This window comes from Spirosoma jeollabukense (assembly GCF_054777855.1).
Genome location: NZ_BAAHAD010000008.1, coordinates 16922 through 42934, shown reverse-complemented (window position 1 = coordinate 42934; position 26013 = coordinate 16922). Strand labels below are relative to the sequence as shown.

Sequence of the window (26013 nt, the reverse complement as noted above, 5' to 3'; positions counted from 1 at the left end):
ATCAATGACAGATAAACTTTTACTCTACAAGATTAAATAGGACTAAACCAGCTTATCCCTCCCCCATAATATCGGCAGAAAGGGCCGTTACAGTTTCCCACGAAAAAGGGAGCCATAAGCCACGGAAGCTATCGAACACTTCGGTAGCGGCTTCGCAGGGAAACAACTTGTAATCAAATTTGGGAAAATTGTTGGCCATGTAGCCGGGGTAGTAATACGTTTTTTGCTGAAGTCGGGCGTGGTTGATTTTCAGCAGCATCAGGTATTTACCCAGGCTATACTTGCGGTAGTCGGGGTGGTAAAAATTCATAATGCCAGCAATGCTCAACGCACCATTGTCGAAAACCCCGGCGGCAATCAGTCGACTTCCATCCCGCACTTCAATCACATACGTATCAAACACATTGTAGGTGGCTCCGTCAAACAGGCAGGCTTCAACCGAACTGGGCGCATCAAAATTTATGGCTTCTTTATAAATGGCATAGAGCGTTTCCAGTTCTTCCGAAAGCGCTAGTGGTTTGACAGCCACCGAGAATTTTTCGTTACTTCGCAGTAGCCTGAGCTGTTTGGTGCCGTAATTGACGTTCGACAAGACAAGACGCAACCAATGTACGGAGCATACGCGGTAGTCGAAAAGGACGGCATTGCAGGTAAAAATCTCCTGATGCATCCGAAAATAACCCCGGCTTAGGCATAAATCTAACTTGCTTCCTTTCATTACTTAGCACGCCTTTCTTCTACGGTTATCAATTAGCAGCAAGTTAAAGTCAAATCTTCAATTGGGCGTCAATCTGATCCACTACGTACCTAAAATCAGTTGGGTTGTTGGCATAATCGAGCGCATTTACGTCCAGAACCAGCACAGGTCCGAATTCATACGAGGCCACAAATTCTTCGTAGAGTCGGGTCAGGCTAGTCAAATACTCGTCGCTGATACGTTGCTCATACGACCGGCCGCGCTTCTGGATCTGCTCGCGGAGTTTGGGCAGGCTGGCTCGTAAATAAATCATCAGGTCGGGGGGACGAACGAGGCTCATCATGTTGGCAAACAAGCGCTGATACGTATCATAATCGCGCTCGGACATGCTTTCGTTCTGATAAAGATTGCGGGCAAAAATGGCCGCATCTTCATAAATCGTTCGATCCTGCACGACTGTCTTCGGATGCGATGCGCCCCGATTCGCCTGCTGGATATCCATGATTTTTTTAACCTGAGCAAAGCGGCTGTTCAGGAAATAGATTTGCAGGTTGAACGACCAGCGCGGCATATCGGCATAAAAATCAGCCAGGTACGGATTTCCTTCAACGGCTTCGTACAGTACGTCCCAGCCATAGTGAGTGGCCAATTGCTGAGCCAGCGTTGTTTTTCCAGCCCCAATATTTCCCGTAATAGCAATGTGCATGGTTTAGTCGTAAATCGTCAGGCAATACCCCGTAAGTGCTGCGCAAATTATACCTTCTACCGTACAATTTACGACTCACTATTGACTAACGCCTTACGACTAATCACTGTTTTGGTTTAATTTTGTAGTATGAAACCGTACCGCGTCCTTCTGTATTATATCTATTCACCCATCGAAAACCCCGAACAGTACCGTGAGGAGCATCACCTGCTATGTCTCCAACTGAATCTGCTGGGACGTATCATTGTGGCCCCCGAAGGGTTGAACGGAACTGTATCAGGCCTGACCGCTGACTGTGACGCATATATGGCCGCGCTACATGCCGATCCGCGGTTTGCCGGGATTGAATTTAAGGTGGACGAAGCCGATGGACACACGTTCCAGAAATTGCATGTCCGGGTGAAAGCTGAAATCGTTCACTCCGAATTAGGCGTTGATCCGCTTCGCCAAACCGGCATCCACCTCGAACCGGACGAATTTCGTAAACTCAAAAATGATCCCGACGTGGTGCTGGTCGATATGCGGTCGAACTACGAACACGAGGTTGGCAAATTTAAAGGCGCCATTACGTTCGACATGGAAAACCTGCGCGAACTACCCGAGCACGTGGCCGAAATCGAGCACCTGAAAAACTCTGGCAAAAAAATCGTTACCTACTGCACGGGCGGCATCAAGTGCGAAAAAGCCTCCGCTTATCTGCTCGCTCAGGGCTTTGAGAATGTCTACCAGCTCCACGGCGGTATTATCAAATACGGCATGGAAGCGGGGGGCGAAGATTTTGACGGCGAATGCTACGTATTCGATAACCGCGTAACGGTGCCGGTCAACCACATAAATCCGGCCATTGTGTCGACCTGCTATCGGTGCGGCACTCCCACCAGCCGGATGATCAACTGCGCCAGTCCGCTCTGCAACAACCACATTACGTTGTGCGAAGCCTGCGGACACGAGCATGGCGGCACCTGCACCGACGATTGTAAACAGGATCCAAATCTGCGTGCTTACGACGGGACAGGTTATTACGGCAAGCAAACCCAAAGCTACTCCCCCATCCAGGGTTACAAGAGTCGGCAGGGGCAACGGGTAGAAGTAGCACTTGGTAGTGAATAACCAGGTGCTACCAACCCGTTACCGATACCATTTTCCTTTGATATTATCCAGGTATTTCTGCCCCGATCCGGTATTCAATAGCAATACATGCTCATCGGGCTGGAGCCAGCCGTTGTGCAATAACTTCTTTGTGGCAGCCCAGATCGCTCCGCCTTCGGGAGCGGCAAAAATGCCCTCGTGACGAGCCAGCTCACTGACACCTGCCAGCATGTCGTCTTCCGATACGGCAAGGGCCGTTCCTCCCGACTCACCCAATACGTTCAACATCAGAGGTTCACCGATAGGGCGTGGTACGGCCAGACCGTTGGCGAGTGTTGGTTTGCCAATGTATTGCTTACTGTTGGCCTGTTTTCCCAGATACGTATCAACGACGGGGGCACAATTTTCGGCCTGCACGGCCACCATACGCGGAAGCTTTTGTTCTTGCGACAGCCAGCCTAATGCTTTCATTTCGTGGAAGGCTTTCCAGATGCCGATCAGTCCTGTTCCGCCACCGGTTGGGTACATGATTACATCGGGCAATTGCCAGTCCAGTTGTTCGGCAATCTCGTAGCCCATCGTTTTTTTACCTTCCAGCCGATACGGTTCTTTCAGCGTCGATACGTCAAAATAGCTCTCTTGCTGCATTAATTCCTGCACTTTACCGGCGCAATCGTTAATAAGACCATTGACCAGAATAAGCTGAGCGCCATAGCCAATACACTCTTCCTTAAACGCATCGGGGGTATGGGTCGGCATCACGACGAGGGCGTCTAAACCCGCCCGAGCGCAATAAGCTGCCATAGCAACCCCCGCATTGCCCGCCGTTGGAATAATGCAGGCAACTTCGCCGTTTTCTTTGGCTTTCGAGATCGCCATGCATAGCCCTCTGGCCTTGAACGAGCCGGTTGGATTGAGTCCCTCATCTTTCAACGTAAGGCGTTTAAATCCGTGATTACCGGCCAATCGGTTGAGGGTCAAGAGGGGTGTAAACCCTTCTCCCAGGCTCACCTGATTTTCGGGTTGAATAACGGGCAACAGTTCTTCGTAACGCCAGAGCGATTTGCTACGTGTCATTAAATCTGCTTTCTGGAGGACGCTTCGGTCCAGCGAATAGGTACACAAAAGTGGGGCCTGGCAACAGCTGGAGAGCGTTTGACGGATGAGTGCGTCGTGGGCCGACCCGCATTGTGAACAATGCAAATCGCTTAAAAGCGATGAAGTTATGACAAGGCTCATGGTTGTATTTTTCCCGAAAAATCCCGGTTAACAACGCATGAAGCAAATATCGTTTTGGTATGAGTTATTCCTTAACGGAATAGTGGCGTTGCGTAAATTGAATAAAAGCGCTGACAAGTCGGCTATTTTCCGTCCCTTTCCGCTGGATGAAATAGAACGTACGTTGAATGGGCAAATCCTGAATAGGCACTTCCACCAGTTCGCCAGCCAGCAGTTCCTTCAGAATAGCCCGCTTGGGTAAAAAGGCAAGACACGTGTCGGCCAGCACAAAGTTCTTTAAGGCTTCCGTCCCACCCAATCGAATCAGAATGCGCAGCGATGACATATTGATTCCCCGTTTACTCAACACATCTTCGACAATAGCCAGGGTACCTGATCCGTTCTCCCGTACCGCCAGTGGAATGGCAGGCAGGTCGTCTACGGTAAGCGTTCGGCCACGTAGTGGACTCCGGGCTGAGCAGACGGCCAGCACATCGTCGGTCATAAACGGGGTGTAAACGAGTGTGTTGATTCGGGTTAGTCCCTCAACAATCCCAATGTCAATATCGTGAGCCAGCAGGGCATTCTGGATATTGGTTGAATTCCGATTCAGCACATTGATCTGAATGTTGGGATATCGGTTCAGATAAGCCGAGAGCACCGGCGGCAATACGTACAAACTAATGGTTGTACTCGCCCCAATGGCCAGTTTGGTAGGTGGCGAAAAAGCGTCGTTGATCTGCTGTAGCTCCTGGTGTAGGTCTTCCTGTAGCTGATTGGCTTCCAGCAGCTTAACATACAGTGTCTGCCCGGTTTTTGTCAGGCTTATGCTGTTGCCATGCCGCTCAAACAGGCCTGTTTTATAAAAATATTCCAGTGATTTGATCTGCTTACTAATCGCCGACTGGCTGAGAAATAAGGTCTGGCTAGCTTTGGTAAAGCTTAACAAACGGGCCACTTCCATAAAAATCAGGTGGCGGGACGAGAGCATAATGGCGTTTTTCGCTGAGGAACGGCCTCAAAGATAACGCAACTCAATATACCATAATCGCATCAGGCTGACATAGTCGTGCCACGGTTTGGAACTGTGGCACGACTATGTCAGCCTGATGCGATTATTCCCAGCAATTCAGTCCCAGCAACTTCCGGCCCAGTGGAGAGAGTTCGGCGGTTTGGTAACGCTCTTTTTCCCAGTTGCGCGGGTCGCCAGGGAACGCATAGCCTTCGGGCGCCTGCCGATCACGCCAGGACGTAATGCGCCACTGCCGCAGGGCTTCGTTATCTTCTTCGGCGGGCATCATCGAAATATACTGCGCCATTCTGACTTTGTCGGTCGAGCGGTTCGGGCGAATGCCGTGGGGCTGGGTGCTGTTGAAAATCAGCAGGTCGCCCGCTTCCATTTTCACCTTCACGAAGGTAAAACCAGTCGTATCAGGCTTGAATCGATCCCGGTCAGCGGGTTGGGTTAATTTCCAGGTGTCGTAGGTTCGGTAGAGTTCGGGCAGGCACTGAAAACCACCCATGTTCTCATCCGTCTGATCGGCCAGTGCCAGTACGCCCTGTACATTCTGTGGACGGGTTTCGGGATCGTAATCCCAGTGAATAAATCCTTTGAATTCATAACCCGGCCGAACGGGCAAGTTTAGGTTGGCACGGTCGATGGTGACCCACAATTTCTCGGTTCCCCAGATGTCCACAAATGCATCATAGACGCGGGGATACTGCCGGTTATCCCATTCATATTGATGATTATAGAGTTCAACCATACCGCTGTTGGTTAGCTCTTTCATTTTCATTTCGGCGCGGGGTGGCGCATACCAGGTCGTTGGGTCGTTCGGGTCTTTCTCCTCAAATTCCCACAGGAAATTAGCGAGTCGGTCGGCCTGTTTTTTGGGAACGGCCTGTTTGATAACTATGTATCCATTGTGCTTCCAGAAATCCCAGTCTTCCTCCGATAGCACACGCAGCGGTTTCTGGTTTGAGCGGTCGTTTAGCTTGATTTTGCTGCTGGTGGCGGTGGATGGGTTTCCCGGAATATCTTTGTGGGCATTGTCTGGAATCAGTACGGCAGGCGATCCTGCTGGAGTCCTTGTGGGTTGCATCGTTTCCATTCTCGTTAGGATGTTAAGGTGTTTTTGTTGGATCAAAGGTAGTTGGGAAAGCAGCTACGTTTCCACAACAATACGGGCCGTTTTTTGCACTATATTGCTCTTTATATAACCGATACGCTTATACGGAATGAATTATGAGCAAAAACACAAGATAACACAGAGATAACCGAGGAGTACGGGGTTTCACAGAGATTGGCATACAACACCTAAATGGAACTCCGTATTCTCCTTATCTCTGCCTTAAAAATCGTTCCTTATGAAACTGGCGCTAGAGCAAATTCACCCCGATACAGACAGCTCCTTTCATATTCTGTTGACACCGCGCCTGAGCGACGTTTTCCTCTGGCATTATCATCCCGAATACGAAATCGTTTACATAACCGGAGCCAGCGGAACCCGGCACGTAGGCGATCATATTTCGCGCTATGAAGGGAGTGATCTGGTATTCATCGGACCCAATATCCCGCACCTGAATTTTGATTACGGCGTCAAAACCGACCATCGAAAAGTGGTCGTTCAGTTAAAGGAATCGTTTCTGGGTGATCAATTCTGGCAGGCGCCGGAGTTTTCGGCCATTGCCCGGTTGTTCGCGATGGCCCGAACCGGCATTTCGTTTCACGGCGAAACCAGGCGCATCGTTGGCGAACGGCTCGAAACACTGGCAACCCTTCCACCGTTTGAGCGAATTATGGCGCTACTGACTATTTTTCAGCGATTAGCGACCAGTACTGACGTAACGTTTCTACCTGGAAAACCCGTCACGAACGCTTATAACCTGAACGAGCAACAGCGATTGAAACGAACCTATCAGTTCATTGAGGACAACTACCAGCGCAAGCTCGACATCGCCGAAGTGGCCGCCCTGGCGAACCTGACAATCGCTGCTTTCTGCCGGTATTTCAAACGCATGACTCACCTGACGTTCACGCAGTTTCTGAATCAATACCGCATCAGTCAGGCGCAGAAACTGCTCATTCGCGACAGCAACGTTACAGAAGCCTGTTTCGCCAGCGGTTTCGAAAGTCTCTCCTATTTCAACAAGATGTTCCGGCGCGTAACGGGCGAAAACCCACTTCAATTTAAGAAACGGCATCAAGCCTGAACATAGCGCAGCGAATCCCGTGGTGGGGTTAAACACACAAATTTCATCTACACCTTGCCCGTATTTGCGTAGTTTAGCGTTATTAATAGTCAATACTCCACAATTCATGGCTGAGCAAAAGCCCCTTATTTTAGTGACGAACGACGATGGTATCACTGCCCACGGCATTCGAACGCTCGTTGAATTAATGAAGCAACTGGGTACCGTTGTTGTCGTAGCACCCAACAGTCCACAATCGGGTATGGGTCACGCCATTACGATTTCCAATCCGATACGTCTCTACCCGTCCGATATGTATGGCGATGTGCCGGCCTATGAATGTTCGGGAACGCCGGCCGATTGTGTGAAACTGGCCAAACACCACGTATTAAAAGATCGCGCTCCCGATCTGGTCGTTAGCGGCATCAATCACGGCAGTAATTCGTCCATCAGTATTCTTTATTCGGGAACGATGTCGGCAGCCATTGAAGCGGCTATTGAGGGCATTCCGGCCATTGGTTTCTCGCTCGGCGACTTCACCCGACAACCCGACTTTTCACATACACACGATCACATTCTGTCCATTGCTCGTAACGTGCTGGAACGAGGTCTGAAACGTGGAACTGCCCTGAACGTCAACTTTCCGGCTCGCACGGCGGAGCCTTTGCAAGGCATCCGTATCTGTCGGCAGGCCAACGCCAAATGGCAGGAGGTGTTCGACGAACGACGTGATCCAAACGGGCGCCGGTATTTCTGGCTGGCGGGCGATTTCGTCAATTTCGACACCCACGCCGAAGACACCGACGAGTATGCCCTATCGCAAAATTATACATCTATTGTTCCCTGCCAATACGACCTTACGGCCTACGCCATGATGGACGAATTGACGAATTGGAAACTTTAGGGATGTGTGATGTATGATATAGGATGTATTGTCTACACGTATCATATATCATACATCCCATATCATACATCAGTTTATGGCTCTACTAGGAAACTTGCTCAAAAACGGGATTCGGCTATCGAATGTCGTGCGACTGCGGAAGTTCAATGCCCTTCGGCAACAGCGTAAAGTATTCCGTAAACTCATCCGCAAGGCTCAGTTTACGAAGTTCGGGGCAACGTACCATTTCGATGATTTGCTCCGCTCGGCCGAGTTTGGCACTGACAAGGAGTTTTATACGAAATACAAGGAATACGTGCCTATCCACGACTACAACAAGATGTTCGATGGCTGGTGGAAGCAAACGCTGGCGGGCGAAAAAAACGTGGCCTGGCCGGGTAAAGTAAAGTATTTTGCTCTTAGTTCGGGTACGTCAGAAGCCGCTACGAAATATATTCCGGTAACGAAGGCCATGTCGAAAGCCATTCAGCGTACCAGCATTCGCCAGATTCTGACGCTCGGAAAATACCAGAATCTCCCCTCGACGCTCTACGAAAAAGGGTGCCTGATGCTCGGCGGAAGCACCGATCTGAATGCCCGGGAAGGTCATTTTGAAGGCGATTTGAGCGGCATCACCGCCAGTAAACTCCCGCTTTGGTTCGAGCGATTTTACAAACCCGGCCGCGACATTGCGCAGGAGCGCGACTGGGCCCATAAGCTAGATGAAATCACGGAACAGGCGGCCAGTTGGGACATCGGCTACGTAGTGGGTGTGCCTGCCTGGATTCAGTTGCTGATGGAGAAAATCATTGCCCGCTATAACGTCAAAACCATCCACGACATCTGGCCGAATCTCATGGTTTTCTGTCATGGTGGGGTATCATTCGAGCCGTATCGGCAGGGGTTCGAGAAGCTCCTCGCCCACCCGATCACATACATCGAAACCTACCTGGCTTCCGAAGGCTTCATTGCGTATCAGACTCATCCCGACGCGGAGGGCATGCAACTGGTGCTGAACAATGGGCTATTTTTTGAATTTATCCCGTTCAATGAACAGAATTTCTCATCCGACGGCGATTTGATTGAGAAGCCGCAAACGCTGATGATTGATGAGGTGGAGGAAGGAAAAGAATACGCGCTTCTGCTTTCAACCTGCTCTGGTGCCTGGCGCTATCTGATTGGCGACACCATTCGGTTCGTCGATAAAAAACGCGCTGAAATCGTCATTACGGGCCGTACCAAGCATTTTTTGAGCCTGTGTGGCGAACACCTTTCCGTCGACAACATGAACAAAGCCATCGAGATGGTGTCCGACGAATTAGGCATCTCAATTCGTGAATTTACGGTGGCTGGCGTAGCTCACGATACGTTGTTTGCCCACCATTGGTACATCGGTACGAACGACCAGGTGGACGCGAACGAACTCCGCGACCGTCTTGACGCTAAACTTAAGGAACTCAACGACGACTACGCCGTTGAACGGAAACATGCGTTGAAAGACATTTCCGTTACCGTTCTCCCCACCAAAACGTTTTACGACTGGATGGAATCAAGGGGCAAGATGGGCGGACAGAATAAATTTCCCCGCGTTCTGAAAAAAGGTTTGATTAAAGAATGGGAGTCATTTTTAGAGAAATGATGAATTATGAATGATAAATGATGTTAAGGCCTATCATCATTTATCATTCATAATTTATCATTGAAATCTCACCAGTTCAGCGCTTTCTGCAGGGGTTCTAACAGGCGGTTGTAGGCAATATTCGCGGCTCCAATCAGGAAAACAACGCCCGTTACCCGGTTGAAAATGACGACAACCCGAGGGGTAAAAAGTCGCTTCAGGCGGTTGGCGTAGTAGGCCAGCGCATTCTCGGTGGTGAAAATTCCAACCAAAGCCGCAATCATAAATCCATATTGCTGAGCATCCGAATAATGGAGGTGTGAGCGGATGTAGGCCACAATAGCCACCCAGGCCACAAAGTTGACGGGATTCAGGGCATTCAGAAAAAAACCAGTCGTGAAGTAATACACAAAATTACCCAGCCGCGTTTTTGGGTAAGCCAGCCGGGGCGTTCCTTTCACAATGTTCATGATGCCGAGAATGACGAGAAAGAGCACCCCCACGGCGGCCATGATGTTCTCAAAACCCTGTACTTTGGGAATGAAAGACGTACCGATCAAGGCAGCAATCACAAAGATAATATCCCCTGCAATGACGCCCAGAACCATTTTAAATCCAGAGCGAAACCCATTGTCGACACTGTTCTGAATCAGGGCAAAAAACACCGTTCCGAACGTCAGGCAAAGGCCTACACCTAGCAAAAAACCAAAAAGAATGGGTAAGAACACAAGTAATAAAGTTTAAATTTTAGGGCTTACGGTATTTGATTTACCATTACAGTAGACTGTCGCACATATTTAACACGTCGTCCTGCAATAGACCATAAACCGAATACCGTAAACTGTGTTTTAGATTCCCCGTAGCCGCGCGACAATCAGCAAGCCGCTTACACTGAGGGAATCCGTAATTCGACTGGTCATTGCCATCTCGACGGCTTCGGTGAGCGGCAATTTCCAGACATGCAACTTTTCGGTTTCTTCGGGGGCATGCTCGCCCTGCACCAGATCTTCGGCGATGTACAGAAACCCTTCTTCGTCGGTGGCCGAGTTTGAGGTATGGATTCGTGCAATTTTGGTCCATTTCTGCGCTTCCAGCCCCGTTTCTTCTTTCAACTCGCGCTTAGCTGAATCCAGTGGATCGGTGCCGAGGGGAGAACCTCCTTCCGGAATTTCCCACGAATACTCATTGAGCGGGTAGCGATACTGCCCAACGAGGTACGTATTACCGTCGGCATCAATCGGGATAACGCCCACCGCTTTGTTTTTGAAGCTAACGACACCATAGATTCCCGGTGTACCAGCGGGCGTCAATACGTCCTCATGACGAATAGAAAGCCAGGGATTTTCATATTTGACCGACGAATTGAGCGTCTGCCAGGGATTTTCAGTTGTATTCATGCGAGCAAAAAAACGTTGCAAACTCTAACGAACAGGGCAGCACACCAGGCGTTGACGGCAGCAGCCTATCCTTTCGGCCACGAAGTTAATGGCTTTCGCACTTACCCCTTATTGAGTTCTGTCGATTCAGTGGATTCTTTATCAGACAGCAACGTAGTAACAACAGAATTCAGAGAACCAATAGAAGCCATCGAATCATCTAGTATCTTCGGGCTACTACCCAATCAATCAACACGCATGCATAACAAACTACTCGTAACCGGTCTACTTATTGGCACTACGTTACTAAGCTATGGGCAGGATGACAAGCTGGACATGACGACGATCCAGAAAATTCGCGAAGAGGGCCTACAGCACTCACAGGTCATGGAAACGGCCTTCTACCTGACCGATGTTAATGGTCCGCGATTGCAGGGGCCCGGTTTTATTAAAGCCGCTAACTGGGCCAAAGGCAAACTGGCAGGCTGGGGATTGCAAAACGCCCGCCTGGAATCCTGGGGAGACTGGGGCCAGGGCTGGGCGGTGGAACATAGCTATCTGGCCATGACGGCCCCTTACTACAAAACGATTATTGCCGTACCCAGAGCCTGGAGCGGTAGCACAAGCAAGTTGCAGGCGGCCGATATTCTGTACATCAGTGCAACGGATACGACGGCGCTGGAAAGCTACCGTAGCAAATTAAAAAACAAGGTTATTCTGCTGGATCAATCGTATAAGATTACCCCCACATTCAGGTCCGATGCCAATCGGTATAACGACGAACAGCTCCAGAAGCTGGCCAATGAAACGGTTACGCCAGCGTCTGGTCCAGACACGTCGATGCGCAGCCGGATGCTGGCCATGCGTACGCAGAATGCATTTAACCAGAAAATGCGCAAACTGGCGAAGCAGGAAGGCGCCCTTGGTATGCTCAATACGACGCAGAACAGCGTAGATGGTACGTTGTTTGTCAGTGGCGACTACGCCAATGCCGCGCTGGGTGCCACGCCGGATGATCTGGCCGACCTTTCGATAGCGGTCGAAGATTATTTGACGCTTTGCCGACTGATGAAAGCGGGCATTCCCGTTAAGCTGGAGATCGATGTGAAAACAACGTTTTACAAAGACGATATTAAGGGCTATAACGTACTGGCCGAAATTCCGGGCACCGACCCCAAACTGAAAGATGAAGTGGTGATGCTGGGCGCTCACCTGGATTCCTGGCATGCCGCCACGGGCGCGACCGACAATGCCGCGGGCAGCTCCGTCATGATGGAAGCCGTTCGTATTCTGAATACCATTGGCGCCAAACCCCGACGGACCATTCGCATTGCGCTCTGGAGTGGCGAAGAACAGGGGCTGCATGGATCAAAAAATTACGTCACTAAGCATTTTGTTGATCCGGCTACGAATAAGCTAAACAAAGAGGGAGAAAACGTAGCGGCCTATTTCAACGTCGATAACGGAACCGGTAAAATTCGGGGTATTTATTTGCAGGAAAATCTGGCAGCCGGTCCCATTTTTTCGCAATGGCTGAAACCGTTCGCTGACCTGGGCGCCACAACGGTGACGCCCAAAAATACGGGTGGAACCGATCACCTTTTCTTTGACCGCGTTGGCCTGCCGGGTTTCCAGTTTATTCAGGACCCGATTGAATACAGCACCCGCACGCACCATACCAACATGGATACGTACGACCACTTAATTCCGGATGACCTGAAACAGGCGGCTACGGTTGTTGCCGCTTTTGTTTACAACGCGGCCATGCGGGACCAGAAAATTCCGCGCAAAGCCCCAGCCGCCAATACAGCCCGGTAAGGTTTTCTGACAGGCTTTCCAGTTGGCCAGTTTTTGTCCTTTCGACGGCAGGAGGAGTCTTAGACTTGACTAATACGCAACGTTTAGATTCCTCCTGCCGTCGAAAGGACAAAACTTTAATTACAACGTAGTAAGCGTAGGCTATCCCATTACATGAGCAAAATCGTATACTTCACTTTTTTCATTGGTTTAAGCCTTTTAACAACCCTGACAACCAATACGTTTGGGCAAAATACGTCTCCTACAAAACCATTCGTTCTTGGGCTAATTGATGCCATTCAATCGAAAGAGTTAGGCGAAACCAGGACATTAAATATTTACCTGCCGGAAGGTTACTCGAAAGACTCCATCGCTACGTATCCGGTTATTTATCTGCTGGATGGTTCGTCGGATGAAGACTTTATTCACATTGCCGGTCTGGTGCAATTCGCTAATTTTCCCTGGGTTAAGCTGTTGCCGAAGTCGATTGTTGTCGGCATTGCCAATGTTGATAGACGGCGGGATTTCACGTATCCAACCACCATCGAGAAAGACAAAAAGGACTTTCCGACAACGGGCCGATCGCAGAAGTTTATCGCTTTTATCGAGAAAGAACTGCAACCCTACATCCAGAAAACCTATAGCACAAATCCCTCCAGAACAATTATCGGGCAGTCGCTGGGTGGGCTTCTGGCCGCCGAAATTCTGTTTAAAAAGCCTACCTTGTTCAATCACTACGTTGTTGTCAGCCCAAGTTTATGGTGGGATAACGAATCTTTACTAACTGTCACCCCTGCGTTTTCAAAACCTGATTTTCAACAGAACACAACCGTTTTTGTGGCCGTAGGGAAAGAAGGAAAGATTATGGAGGCCGATGCCAACCGATTGGTGGACTTAGTAAAAAAGGACGCTGGTAAACTGATAAAAACCGATTTCCACTACTTTGCGGATGAAAACCACGCGACCATTTTCCACCTGGCCGTATATAAAGCCTTTGAGAAGCTCAAAAAATAAAGCCCCTGTAACTTCGTCAACATGAAAACCACGTCACTGCTCCTTCTTTCTTTTTTAGGTATTCACATCGGAAATGCCCAGACGATCCGGTACGACGTTTCCTTTCCGAACGCCATTCACCACGAAGCCCAGATTAGTCTGACGGTTTCGCAACTACCGAAACAGACCGCTACGTTCCGCATGAGTCGTTCATCGCCGGGGCGGTATGCTACCCACGAGTTTGGGAAGAATGTCTATAACGTTCGGGCAGTGGATGAGCAGAATAAGCCACTGACAGTGATTCGCACCGAAGGCGACGTCTATACGGTGCCTGGCCACAACGGTACGATCAAGATCAGCTACACGCTGTTTGGCAACCACCCCGACGGCACGTACCTGGGAATTGACCCGCAGAGTATTCACCTGAATATGCCTGCTACGTTCCTGTGGATCAAGGGGTTCGACCAGCGGCCGATTGAGGTGAAATTTACCGTACCGAGTGAAAATATGGGTGTTGTTGCCACGCAGTTAGTGCCTACCGCTGACCGTTTTACGTTTACAGCCCCTAACTTTCAGTACTTCATGGACTCGCCTACGAAAATCGGAAAACTAGCCGTTAAGGAGTGGCAACGTACCAATACGGATGGCAAGCCCATCACCTTCCGGGTTGCGCTGGAAGCCGCCGTGCCCGACTCAACGACCGATGGATTCGCGAAGAAAATAGCCCGCATTGTCGATCAGGCGAAAGCCGTTTACGGTGAATTTCCCACCTACGATTACGGCAACTACACGTTCCTGGCCAGCCTGAATCCCTACGTTCAGGGCGATGGTATGGAACACCGCAACTCGACCATGATTGCCGTGCCCATTGCCTTCACCGGGCCCGAGCGGGTGCTGGGCGTGTTTGCGCACGAATTTTTCCACTGCTGGAATGTTGAACGCATTCGTCCGAAAACGCTGGAGCCGTTCAACTTCGAGAAAAGCAACATGAGTTATGAACTCTGGTTTGCCGAAGGTTTTACGCAATATTACGGCGAATTACTACTGGTTCGAGCGGGTTTCACACCCATTGAGGACTATACCAATACGTTGTCAGGTATTATCTATACCAAACAGCAAACGCCCGGCGCAACGCACTATTCGCCGATTGATGCCAGCAGCCACGCCGTTTTTGTCGATGCGGGCGTGTCTATCGACAAAAACAATTACGTGAACATGTTCACGTCCTACTATACCTACGGGGCAGCCGTTGCCCTGGCCCTTGATCTGGAATTACGCCAGCGCAATCAGTCGCTCGATACGTATATGCAGGCCGTCTGGCAGAAATTTGGCAAAACCGAACAGCCCTATACCGTTGACGGCTTACAGGCGGTACTCGGTAGCGTAACGACACCCGATTTTGCCCGGTCATTTTTCAGTAAATACATCTACGGTCACGAAGCCATCGACTATGCTACGTTACTGGCGAAAGCTGGACTGGCGCTCAAAAAGGTGCAGGAAGGCAAGGCCTGGCTCGGCAACGTTCGCTACAATGAAACCGACAAAGGGTTGGCTATAGGGGCTAATACGGTTCGGGAAACGCCCATTTATAAAGCGGGTCTGGACATTGATGACGTGATTACGGCGGTAGATGGACAAGCCGTCACCAGGACGGAAGCTCTCCAGACGGCGCTGGCCCAGCACAAACCCGGTGATGTGATTCAGGTGGCCTATACACACCGGGGCGACCCCAAAACGGCGTCGATCACGCTGGCTGAAAACCCGGCGACCTCCGTTCAGTTGTACGAAAAAACGGGGGTTGCCCTTACGCCAGACATGCAGAAATTCCGGGATAGCTGGCTGGCGCCGAAGGCAGTTAAGTAAGACAGGAGGACAGATGTTACGTTTGGCGTAGTCTCCGACTACGCCGAATCCGGTGGTTAAACAGAAGACAAACTCATTCCCAGGCTGATTTCAGGTCAACATTCCCCTCACGAATCGTTACCTTTACGGCACTAAACGCTATTCCACAGGCCCGCATGAGTGTCAGTCAACAAACGAAATACCGCTGGATGGGCATCTCGCTGGGCCTAAGTATTGTCCTGCTGATTCTCAAATTCACGGCTTACTTTCTGACTTCGTCGACGGCTATTCTGAGTGATGCGGTTGAGTCAATTGTCAACGTAATAGCCAGTGGTTTTGCGTTTTACAGCATTTACTTAGCGGGGCAGCCCCGCGACCAGAACCACCCTTACGGACACGGAAAGATCGAATTTCTATCGTCTGGATTTGAGGGTGCCATGATTCTCTCGGCCGGACTGGTGATTATCTGGCAGGCCATAAACAGCTTTTTCGAGCCCAAAGTGCTTAGTAACCTCGACTGGGGGTTTGCGCTCGTAGGCCTGACAGCCGTAGCCAACGCCTTTGTGGGCTGGATGCTCATTCGGTCGGGGGATCAAACGGATTCGGCAGCCCTGACGGCCGATGGCAAACATCTGCTCACCGACACATTCAGTAGCATCGTCGTTATGATAGGGGTGGCCCTGGTTTTATGGACCGGCAAACACTGGATTGACAGCGCGCTCTCGGTAGTGCTGGCGCTGGTCATAATTTACAATGGATTTCAGATTACCCGCCAGTCGGTTGCCCGGCTCATGGACGAAGCCGACGTACCTACACTCCATCGGGTTGTATCCCTCCTGAATGTCCACAAAGACCGTAACTGGATCGACGTGCACAACCTGCGCGTGCAGAAATACGGGGCCGATCTGCATATCGACTGCCACTTAACGCTGCCTTATTACTGGAAACTCAACCAAGTGCACGAAGAAGTGCATCATTTCGAGGATACGCTCAAAGCTGGCTTCCAGGGAGAAGTCGAAATTTTTGTGCATACCGATCCCTGCGAGAAAGAATGTTGCCATTATTGCCAGGTTGCCAATTGTCCGGTGCGGGCATTTGCGTTCGTCAACGATGTAGACTGGACCGCCGATAATCTGCCGCTCAATCAGAAGCATTTTGTCCCGTTGACTCTATAGCCACCCTAATCGAAACTAATCTTATTGGCTATATTTGCATTATTGAGTGCTAAATATTCCATGAAAAATTATTTTCGTGCGTTTTTCTTTTTCCAACCAATAAGGCTGTTGGTTTTTTTTTCGAGTATCCTGATAATACAGTTGTCAGGTTGCAAACCAGCGTCTACCCTGAACATACCGCCGGTGGCTCCCCCTCCGCCTTCCGTGACAGCCACCACGCCCCCATCTGTAACCGTCTCGGCTCCCCTTATATACGTAGCCAGTTTTGACAATAACCTGTATGCACTGGATACGGCAACGGGTACGCAACGCTGGGCGTTTCGGGCCGATACATCGATTCAGTCCAGTCCGGCAGTAGCGTATGGTATGGTATACGTAGGCAGTAACGACAATAACCTATATGCTATTGATGCGCTCACAGGCAAAAAACGCTGGTCATTCAGAACGGGGGGGATCATTTATTCCAGCCCGGTTATTGTCAATGGTATTGTCTACGTGGGCTGTCAGGATGGCAAACTATACGCCATTGATGCAACGATTGGCAGCCTGCTTTGGGTGTACACCGCTACGTTTGGGCTTTACTCTAGCCCGGCGGTTGCCAATGGCATTGTCTACATTGGCGGACAGGACAATCTATTCTACGCTATTGATGCAGGTAACGGCCTTCTACGATGGCGATTTACGGCAGATTCATACTTTTTATCGAGCCCGATTGTCGTAAACGGGGTCGTGTATATAGGGTGTGAGAACAATAAGCTTTATGCAATTGATGCAGCTACAGGCCGCCAAAAGTGGGTCTTTCTGACGGGTGACCTTGTTGACTCCAGTCCGGTAGTTGCCAACGGCCTGGTCTACGTAGGTAGCGCCGATATGAATCTCTATGCTGTTGACGGAACATCGGGTCAGGTAAAGTGGACCTTTAAGACAGGCGGAGTGATTTATTCCAGCCCCGTGGTTGCCAACGGAGTCGTATACATTGGTAGTAGAGATCATTCCCTATATGCGGTCGATGCCACAACGGGTCGCCAACGCTGGGCCTTCAGTACTAATTTCGACATTTACTCAACGCCACTCGTAGCTAATGGCGTCGTCTATATAGGCAGCAATGACTTCAATCTATATGCCGTTGATGCCGCTACGGGCCGCCAGCGCTGGAGTTTCAAAACTGGTGGAGTCATTGTATCGAGTCCAGTAGCTGCTCAGAAGAGTATGATAGCCGGGACCTATCCCACCATTAGTGGTGGGAGCAAGTAAGCGCAGGGAGTTAACGAATAAGTTCTTGGAAGAGTCTTGTTGCCAGTAGTTTAAGTATCTGCTTAATATGTACATAATACACTCATCGTCAATCATCCGCTGGCTCATCGTTCTTCTCGCCTTGCCTTTTTTGCAAAGCTGCATTGACCCTTATAACCCTTCGCTAACGCTCAATGCCAATTTAATTGTGGTGAGTGGTATCGTGACTGATCTGGACGAATCCCAGACGATCAGCCTCAACCGGTCCCGTTCCAGTGCCGATAGTATGAACGTGAACCTACCCATCCAGCGAGCCAATGTTCAGGTTATTGTTAACGGTACTACGCCGGTTACGTTACTTGAGAAAGAGCCGGGCATTTATGGTTTTCCAACTGATTTTCGAGGTAAAGTAGGCAATACATACCAGCTACGTTTCCAAACGGAAGAAGGAGCGACCTATGAATCGTCGGTAGAAACGATGCAGCCGGTGCCGCCTATCCAGAAAACTTACGACCAGTTTAACCCGGAAGGGCCTAAAAAAACGGCCGATGGGCTGCCCATACCTGCTAACGATATTTACATTGATTTTCAGGACCCAGCCAGTGAGCGTAATTTCTACCTCTGGCGGTGGCGGCTTTACGAAATTCAGCAATGGTGTGCGACCTGTCAACAGGGTCGATATGTTGTTAGGGACGTTGGTCCTATTGGTAGCGGCCCACTTGATATTATTGGCTGTGTACGGGATTCAACGCTGGGTACGCTTAACCTGTTCGACTATCCCTGCCGAGAGCAGTGCTGGGATATTTTCTATAATACCGATATTATTATTTCCTCGGATATCTACAGTAATGGACAGACCCAGATTGGTAAAAAGGTGGCTAGTATTCCTATCTATCAACGAGACCCTGCGCTAATTGTAGTTGAACAATTAGCACTTTCAGCCAATGCATACCGCTATTATAAACTGTTTGCTGATCAGGTCCAGAATACTGGTACGCTGGCCGATTCGCCCCCGGCTCCCATTGCTGGGAACGTAAAGAACGTAGCAAATTCATTAGAGAACGTAGTAGGTTATTTTTCGGCAACCTCCGTAGCCGTAAGCAGGTATAAGATTGACCGTAAGGCAGTGACAAGTGGCTTATTTCAGGGTCTGTTCTACGCCGTAAATGGCCGCTTTCCGAAAGCAGAACCTACCTCGGCCCTTTGTATTCCGAGCCGCAGTCGGACGAATCTGTTTCCTCCGGGCTGGAATCAGTAGCTACCACAACTAGCCAAACGGGGTTTTGCAAAGGCAATTGTATATTCTCAGGAGCCGCATTTAGCTTATTCTACCGAAAAATCAAGCTCATTAACTCATTTGCTGATGAACCGATTTCTACTTTTCCTTTTCCTAATCCTGCTGAATAGCCCGATACTGTATAGCCAAAAAATAATTCAGCTTTACGAAGGGAAAGCACCCGGTTCTGAAAACTGGACATGGCAGGAAGTAACTGCGACGGATGGCTTATCAAAAAAACGGGTTGTTTACGATGTTACCAGGCCTACGCTCACCACTTTTCTTCCTGCGTCGGGCCGGGAAAACGGAACGGCGGTAGTTGTTTGCCCGGGTGGCGGCTGGACTAGCCTGTTACTTGATAGTGAGGGAGTAGACGTAGCCCATACCTTAACTACCAAAGGGATAACTGCTTTCGTGTTAACGTACCGATTGATCCATGGTTCTTTTGCCACCTCATCTGCCCAACGAGCAAGGGTCAGCCAAACCGATTCGGCAAGCATTGTACCGATGGCCGTTGCTGATGGGCAGCGAGCTATCGAGTACGTTCGGCAGCATGCAGCGGAGTTTGGTGTTCAAACGAATCAGATCGGTCTGATGGGGTTTTCAACGGGGGGCGCGCTAGTCCTTGCCATAGGCCAACAGTATACAGCCGCCAACCGACCCGATTTTCTGGCGCCAATTTACCCGCATGTCGGTTCTTTTGTCAGCAAAAACATACCGTCAGATGCTCCACCCCTGTTTCTTTTGGCTACTACTGGCGATTCATTACAATCGACCGCGCAGCTTGCTCAATTATATGCCAACTGGATTACGGCGGGTAAGTCTGCGGAGCTACATCTGTTTGCGAAAGAGGCCCCTGGCTTCAGCAAACGAGCAGAAGGAACGCCTGCCAATGGCTGGATTGAGCCAGTAAGTAATTGGATGCAGGCTCTAGGCTATCTGAAAAAACCCACGGCCAATCCCCAGCCTTCACCTGCCTATGCCGCGAATACGGGGGCTGAAACAAGGCCTAGCGAGCCTAAGAACGGGGCGGTTAGTCAGCCCAAAAGCGAGGTTATTGCTAACACCCTGGTAAAATCACAGCCCAATGAAGCCCCCATCAGGCTGCGAAAAAATAGCCTGGCTGGTGCTGAACCGACGGTTCATCTTAGCGGTACAGTGCGTGATTCAGCGACAGGCCAACCCATTGCCGGGGTTACCATTGTCATTGACTACCGAAAGAATATCACTGGCACGAGCACTAACGGGCAGGGCCAATATGGTATTGATTTACCCACTGGCGACCACATTCTGATCGCGCGCATCATTGGCTACACACCCGTCCGAAAACCCTTCCGGCTAACCAATGATCTGATTGTGAACGTGAACATGATTACCGTCGCTAGCCAGCTGGAGGAGGTCGTCGTAACAACCAAGGGGTTTGACCAAACTATTCGCCAGCCCATGCTAGGGGTTAATCAGCTAAATATGAACGCCTTGAAAAAACTACCAGCTGCCCTCGGTGAAGTAGACTTGCTGCGGGGTTTGCAGATGTTACCCGGCGTATCGAGCGTGGGCGAAGCCAGCAATGGCGTTAATATTCGGGGAGGCACCACGGATCAAAACTTACTCCTGCTAGATGAAACGCCTATTTTTAACCCTACCCACATGTTCGGGCTTTTTTCTGTCTTTCCACCTGACGTACTGAATACCGTCGATTTATACAAAGGCAACGTACCGGCACGGTTCGGCGGGCGGGCGGCATCCGTCCTGGACGTATCACTACGAAATCCCAGCCTCGATAAGTTCAGCCTATCCGGCGGGGTAAGTGTGGTCTCCAATAAGGTGACGGCTGATATTCCCATTGTAGAGGGGAAATTCGGTATTTTGGTTTCTGCGCGGGGGGCCTTTAATGATTTCCTACTCCCTATTGTGTCGGATCGCTTGGCCAATATCAAAGCCAAATTTGGCGATGGTGTCCTAAAAGCGTTCTGGCGCCTGGATAACCGGAATACGCTGACCCTTACGGGCTATGGCAGCAAAGATGTGTTCCAGACCGATCTGCTGGCTAACCTGCCAAATGTTAATGGAACCGCCACTCGCTACGATCACCAGACCATCAATGTTATGGCTCGTTGGTTTCGGACCATCTCACCCCGGCTCAACCTACAAACGACGGGTGTGTATGTTCACTACGTTCCGCGTATTCTGTCACCCGAATTAAGTGGTAATGTGATTACCCTGCGGTCATCAGTACTGCAACGCCAGGTGAAATCAAATTTGAACTTTCAGCTAACGAACCAAAAATTCGAAGTGGGTGTGAGTGGAACCCATTATCGCATTGAACCCGGCACGCTATTGCCCGGCCAGAGTCAAAGTGTTAATTATACGACAACCCCTACTGAAAATGCACTTGAATTGGCTCTCTATACGGACTATGAACGGAGTTTAGGGGATCGGCTCGCCGTTTCTGCAGGCCTACGCTACTCACAATTTCTGTCATTGGGCCCCGCCCTGGTTCGACACTACGCACCAAATGAATCGCGCGACGACTTTTCGGTCACTGATTCAACCCGCTATGGAGCAGGGCGTGTTATACAGCAATACGGTGGCCCCGAACCCCGGCTGGGGATTCGCTACACACTGGGACCAAATTCATCACTTAAGTTTGGCTATAATCTGATGCGGCAATATTTACAGGTTGTCACAAACACAACCACGCCCCTGCCAACGTCGCGTTGGAAAACGTCCGACCCTAATATCAAACCGCAGGTCAGCCAGTTGTTTACGGGTGGTTATTTCCTGAGTTTCAAAGAGAATATATATGAGCTAAGCGTTGAGGCTTACTGGCGAGCTACGCAGCACATTATTGATTACAGGCCAGGTGCCGATTTTTTGCTACAGCCCTATCCTGAAACCCAGTTACTTCAGGGACGGAGTAAAGCTTATGGGGTTGAGACAATGGTTTCCAAGAAAAAAGGAGAATTAACGGGCTGGCTCAATTATACATACTCCCGAACATTCAATCAGGTAAATGAAGGTTCTACGGTAGAACAGAACGTGAATAGTGGCAATTGGTACCGCGCCAATTATGACCGGCCGCATGCGGTTAATGCGAACATGACGATTGATGTCGATAAGCATAACAGTTTTGGGTTTACGTTCGCTTATAGCACAGGCCGCCCCTACTCTGCTCCAACTGGTTTCGTAACGATTGACGGCGCTCAGTATCCCTATTATGGCGTACGAAATAACGAGCGGCTACCCGCTTACCACCGACTGGATTTTACGTGGAATATTTACAACCCCAGTATGCGCAACCGACGCTGGGAAGGTCGCTGGGCCTTCACAGTCTACAATCTCTACGGAAACAAAAACCCGTATTCTATCTTCTTTAAGACTGAAAATGGGAAAACGAATGCGTATCAACTGAAGATTTTTGCGGCTCCAATTATCTCACTGGCCTACAATTTCGTCTTTAAGTAGCCGCATAAATCTTCGTAACCCTCGCATAAATAAATTTGACTGCAATTATTTTTTATCGAAATAGTTGTATTAAATCTTTTTATTTACCAATTTTGTCCCACTTGCTACTCGCTGAGTAGCATCCAACATTGCTTTTTTCAATTCAGGTTGTATTCAACAGGAAAGCCTGGTCGCCCTACGACCAGGCTTTTTTTAATGGCAAAGGGCATGGGGGTAAGGTCTTAGGATTTCTGGAAAATAGCTTTCCCTATACCCTTACTCCCACGCCCTCTGCCCCTTCACCGCCCACAAATGCCTTTAAAATCGCAGTACTGGCAGGTTTCGAGTTGGTCTGTTTTCTTGAAAGGCTCGTTCGGATCGAGTAATTGCTGAATGAGCTGGCGAAGTAATGCTTCTGAATCGTCGATGTATTGCTGCGGACTGTCGTTGTCACCAAACCGGACGGGATTCGATTTAAACCCACCCGTTACGTCGCGAAACGAATAAAAACCGGCTTCTACGGGTAGACCCACCGCGGGAAAAATATCTTTTTTTGCTTTGTCGCGGGGTAACCCACCGTATGTGCTGATGTTCTTGAGGGCCAGATACCGGTAAAGCCACAACTGCCGCATTTTATCTTCCCGGCCATCTTTCAGGAGCTTTTCGGCCAGATCCAGGGGCGTTTTTTCGGGCAGGCTAACCTTGCCTGTTTTGTAATCGACAATCCGGATGATATCCCCGTAGCGTTCAATTCGGTCAACTTTTCCGGCAATACGTACCTGGATTGACACTCCCCCATTAATGGGCACGGTCAGATACGTGTCGAGGGTTTGCTCGGTTCCGATAACGGTCAGTCCGGTAAGTTTGCTTTGCTGGCGCTGAAAGTCAAGCATTAGTTTCTGCGCCAATTCGTACAGCAACAAATTCATTCCCGACTCAATGACCCGCCCTTTCATTGAGTTGGCAAATTCCTCCTCGAGAAGTTTTTTTATAATTGACTCATCAATGGGCAACGCTTGCAGATGATACTCAAGGTCTAACCGCTCCATCACTTTGTGCAGCCAGCTCCCGAACTCGGCCGCCCCCATTTTCTCTTCAATATCTTCGTCTTCACTAATGCTGACAATCCGACTGAAATAAAACCGCATCGAGCAACTGACAAACTGGTTCAGGTGCGATGGATACAGGCCTTTCGTTGTCAGGGTCTTAATAAGGTCTGCTCGAATGGATTCCGTTTTGGGAACGCGCAGGCCGGTCAGGTCGGCAACCGTATCGGCGCCCGTACGGCCAAAGCGCACCGTTGGGTAACTAATCCGGACGAGACCTTTGGAACGGGGTACCAGCTCGTGTTCAATCTGCCGAATGAATCGACTGGGTTCGCCTTTGCTGTTGCCGTATGCGTCGGTCGATGTAGTATGCAGCAAGACAACCTCGCTGGCCCGCTGCAGCAATCGGTAAAAATGATAGGCCATAACAGCCTCCTGCTCACGGTAGGTCGGCAGGTTAAGCTCGGAGGCAATATCGAACGGAATCAGGGAATTCAGTTTCCGGGATTGCGGCAAAATACCTTCGTTCACCGACAGGATAATGACGCGATCAAAATCCAGGGCCCGCGTTTCGAGCATCCCCATAATCTGCAACTGGCTTTTGCCTTCGCTTGTGAACGGGATGCTCGTTTGCCGAATCAGTTCGTACAAAAACTGCCGAAAACTACGTACCGTGACGGTAGCGTGAGGCAGAGGGCTTGAGGCATAGGGGACGGAGCGCGGATTTCCTTCTTCTGCCCCATGCCCTCTGCCCATTGCCCCTTGTCGCTCCAAAGTGGCTTCGAGTTGTTTGAGGAGGGTAAAAAACAGGTACAGATATTCTATCTCAATGGCATCCTGACTGACTTTGTACACGTCGCGCAGAAGCTCGATCAGGTCGTAGAAAGCCCGTAGCGCCGTCATGGGATCTTCGTTGGGCCAGCGCGTAAACAGCACCCGCACCAGCGGATCATGCTGCCCTAACGCCTGAATTTCAGGCTCGGTCAGATAGACGCGCTGATTCTGCACAATTTCTTTGGCAATCCATTGAAACAGAGGTTCTGGTGGAAAATACACGCCGGATTCCTGCACGCCACCTGGCCATTGCAGCCCCTGAATTCGTTCATATTGCTTGACGAACGGATGATTCAATACTTTTACTACGTGCCGATGGTGGAATTTAGGAATGCGCAGATTACGCCCATCATTCGTTCTAAATTCGTGGACGGTTCGCTGCATCTCAAACAACGTATCAATCAGCGTAAACAACAGCGACGACCGCAGCGACAGGCCCATCGTTACGTTCAGATCGGTTACGTTTTCATCCAACGCGTAGAGCACTGGCACCAGCAGCGTTTCATCGGCCAGCACGATAGCGGTATTTTTGGGCAGCGATGTAAGGGCATAGGGCATGGGGCTTAAAGTAGGCTCCATTCTCTCCTGCCCCATGCCCCCTGCCCTTTGCTCCTTCCCCCAGTCACTATAAATCTTTCCGGCCACTTTGGCCTGCATACTGGCGTTCGGTACGCCTACGATGCGAATGTTTTTTTCCGTACCAAGCAGGTTGTTGGCTTGCTGGGCAAGGTCTGCGTGATTTTGTTTAGAGAAAAACCAGCCATTATCCCGGTATCGGCGCAGAAATTCGCCCGCTTCCTGCCCTTTGTCACCCATGTAATACTGATCGGCATCCCAAATGAGTTCGGCTTGCTGGGCATCGACGAGTACTTTTATGATGTGTTCCTCGGCCCGACTAAGGGCGTTAAACCCTACAAAATAAACGCGTTCATAGGCTGTATTATCCCGAATCAATGACTCAACATTTTGGGCTAAAATCCGGTACGCCATGCCTCTATACGCCAATCCCTGCTGGGTAAGGCGTTGATGCAGCGCGTTATAGGCCGTGTGTAAATTCTCAAAAAGTTTGAAGTAGCGCGTCGTACCCGGTGTTTCGACGATGGGTTTAGCAGCCGATGATCTATCGACCTGCCAGCGTTCGAGAGCTTTGGCGGCCGTCAGGTAACTGAACAGTTCGTTAGGACTAACGAGGTATTGATCAATACGGTCGAAGTCGGCCAGTAAGATCGATGCCCATCCCACAAACTGCTCAAACTCAACCAACGGGTCAATCTCCCGAAAGACATCGTAGAGTTCGAACAGCAGACTAACCGAGTCAATGAGTTGTACACCGGCCGCCTGCGTAATGAAATCATCGACCGCAAGGGTATGCGGAGCCAGAAAAGGGCGATCAGAACGGGCAGCCAGTTCGTCCAGAAATACAGACACGGCCCGGCGGGTTGGCAAAATTACCCAAACGTCGCTCAGGCTGGGACCGTGGGTGTCAAAAATACGCTGGGCCGTTTGCCGAAGAAAAGTCAATAGTCGTTGTTGTTAGTCGTACAGTAAAGATAACTCACCAGTCAGCGAGTATTCGCTAAATAGTCAGATAAAT

19 protein-coding genes are annotated in these 26013 nt (G+C 50.0%); 11 read left to right on the top strand and 8 right to left on the bottom strand.

All coding sequences use genetic code 11. The features are described from left to right. Nucleotides 1–52 precede the first annotated feature (52 nt). Nucleotides 53–718, bottom strand: coding sequence for an arginine-tRNA-protein transferase (locus ACYVEA_RS24355; RefSeq protein ID WP_461116033.1), 666 nt, complete (start codon nt 716–718; stop codon nt 53–55). 49 nt (nt 719–767) lie between these two features. Next, a complete protein-coding gene (locus ACYVEA_RS24350; RefSeq protein ID WP_461116032.1) occupies nt 768–1403 on the bottom strand; it encodes a deoxynucleoside kinase in 636 nt (211 codons plus the stop codon). A gap of 129 nt (nt 1404–1532) precedes the next feature. Here ACYVEA_RS24350 and trhO point away from each other — a divergent pair, with 129 nt between their 5' ends. Continuing rightward, nucleotides 1533–2513, top strand: a complete 981-nt coding sequence (gene trhO, locus ACYVEA_RS24345) for an oxygen-dependent tRNA uridine(34) hydroxylase TrhO (protein ID WP_461116031.1) — start codon at nt 1533–1535, stop codon at nt 2511–2513. Nucleotides 2514–2531: 18 nt separating this feature from the next. On the opposite strand, the gene ACYVEA_RS24340 is transcribed toward trhO, so the two are convergent. The 3 genes from ACYVEA_RS24340 to ACYVEA_RS24330 form a co-directional block, all read right to left on the bottom strand. Then, nucleotides 2532–3731 (bottom strand): threonine synthase, encoded by a 1200-nt coding sequence (locus tag ACYVEA_RS24340; RefSeq protein ID WP_461116030.1) that lies wholly within the window; start codon nt 3729–3731, stop codon nt 2532–2534. A 64-nt stretch (nt 3732–3795) separates the two neighbouring features. Then, nucleotides 3796–4701 carry a LysR substrate-binding domain-containing protein gene (locus ACYVEA_RS24335; RefSeq protein ID WP_461116029.1) on the bottom strand — a complete coding sequence of 302 codons (906 nt, stop codon included), beginning with the start codon at nt 4699–4701 and terminating at the stop codon, nt 3796–3798. 124 nt (nt 4702–4825) lie between these two features. After that, entirely contained in the window at nt 4826–5812 is a 987-nt protein-coding gene (locus ACYVEA_RS24330; protein ID WP_461116260.1) for a phytanoyl-CoA dioxygenase family protein, read from the bottom strand. A 265-nt stretch (nt 5813–6077) separates the two neighbouring features. Here ACYVEA_RS24330 and ACYVEA_RS24325 point away from each other — a divergent pair, with 265 nt between their 5' ends. The 3 genes from ACYVEA_RS24325 (at nt 6078) to ACYVEA_RS24315 (ending at nt 9424) form a co-directional block, all read left to right on the top strand. After that, a complete protein-coding gene (locus ACYVEA_RS24325) occupies nt 6078–6923 on the top strand; it encodes an AraC family transcriptional regulator (protein WP_461116028.1) in 846 nt (281 codons plus the stop codon). Nucleotides 6924–7029: 106 nt separating this feature from the next. Continuing rightward, nucleotides 7030–7806 carry a 5'/3'-nucleotidase SurE gene (gene surE / locus ACYVEA_RS24320; protein WP_461116027.1) on the top strand — a complete coding sequence of 259 codons (777 nt, stop codon included), beginning with the start codon at nt 7030–7032 and terminating at the stop codon, nt 7804–7806. A gap of 76 nt (nt 7807–7882) precedes the next feature. Beyond that, nucleotides 7883–9424, top strand: a complete 1542-nt coding sequence (locus ACYVEA_RS24315) for a GH3 family acyl-acid amido synthetase (RefSeq protein WP_461116026.1) — start codon at nt 7883–7885, stop codon at nt 9422–9424. Nucleotides 9425–9492: 68 nt separating this feature from the next. Here ACYVEA_RS24315 and ACYVEA_RS24310 read toward each other — a convergent pair whose 3' ends face one another. Together ACYVEA_RS24310 and ACYVEA_RS24305 are read right to left on the bottom strand one after the other, a co-directional pair. After that, a complete protein-coding gene (locus tag ACYVEA_RS24310; RefSeq protein ID WP_461116025.1) occupies nt 9493–10131 on the bottom strand; it encodes a LysE family translocator in 639 nt (212 codons plus the stop codon). 120 nt (nt 10132–10251) lie between these two features. Continuing rightward, entirely contained in the window at nt 10252–10800 is a 549-nt protein-coding gene (locus ACYVEA_RS24305; RefSeq protein WP_461116024.1) for an NUDIX domain-containing protein, read from the bottom strand. Between the two features lie 237 nt (nt 10801–11037). On the opposite strand from ACYVEA_RS24305, the gene ACYVEA_RS24300 reads away from it, so the two are divergent. The 7 genes from ACYVEA_RS24300 (at nt 11038) to ACYVEA_RS24270 (ending at nt 22560) form a co-directional block, all read left to right on the top strand. Further along, complete coding sequence (locus ACYVEA_RS24300; protein WP_461116023.1) at nt 11038–12597, top strand: M28 family metallopeptidase; 1560 nt, start codon at nt 11038–11040, stop codon at nt 12595–12597. Between the two features lie 153 nt (nt 12598–12750). Continuing rightward, complete coding sequence (locus ACYVEA_RS24295; RefSeq protein WP_461116022.1) at nt 12751–13590, top strand: alpha/beta hydrolase; 840 nt, start codon at nt 12751–12753, stop codon at nt 13588–13590. 21 nt (nt 13591–13611) lie between these two features. Further along, nucleotides 13612–15432, top strand: coding sequence for a M61 family metallopeptidase (locus ACYVEA_RS24290; RefSeq protein ID WP_461116021.1), 1821 nt, complete (start codon nt 13612–13614; stop codon nt 15430–15432). Between the two features lie 155 nt (nt 15433–15587). After that, nucleotides 15588–16586, top strand: coding sequence for a cation diffusion facilitator family transporter (locus ACYVEA_RS24285; RefSeq protein WP_461116020.1), 999 nt, complete (start codon nt 15588–15590; stop codon nt 16584–16586). Nucleotides 16587–16769: 183 nt separating this feature from the next. Continuing rightward, a complete protein-coding gene (locus ACYVEA_RS24280; RefSeq protein WP_461116019.1) occupies nt 16770–17840 on the top strand; it encodes a beta-alanine-activating enzyme beta-propeller domain-containing protein in 1071 nt (356 codons plus the stop codon). A 67-nt stretch (nt 17841–17907) separates the two neighbouring features. After that, a complete protein-coding gene (locus tag ACYVEA_RS24275; protein ID WP_461116018.1) occupies nt 17908–19077 on the top strand; it encodes a DUF4249 domain-containing protein in 1170 nt (389 codons plus the stop codon). 105 nt (nt 19078–19182) lie between these two features. Further along, on the top strand, nt 19183–22560 hold the full coding sequence (locus ACYVEA_RS24270) for a carboxypeptidase-like regulatory domain-containing protein (protein ID WP_461116017.1): 3378 nt from the start codon (nt 19183–19185) through the stop codon (nt 22558–22560). A 278-nt stretch (nt 22561–22838) separates the two neighbouring features. On the opposite strand, the gene ACYVEA_RS24265 is transcribed toward ACYVEA_RS24270, so the two are convergent. After that, a complete protein-coding gene (locus ACYVEA_RS24265) occupies nt 22839–25940 on the bottom strand; it encodes a PD-(D/E)XK nuclease family protein (RefSeq protein ID WP_461116016.1) in 3102 nt (1033 codons plus the stop codon). Nucleotides 25941–26013 lie beyond the last annotated feature (73 nt).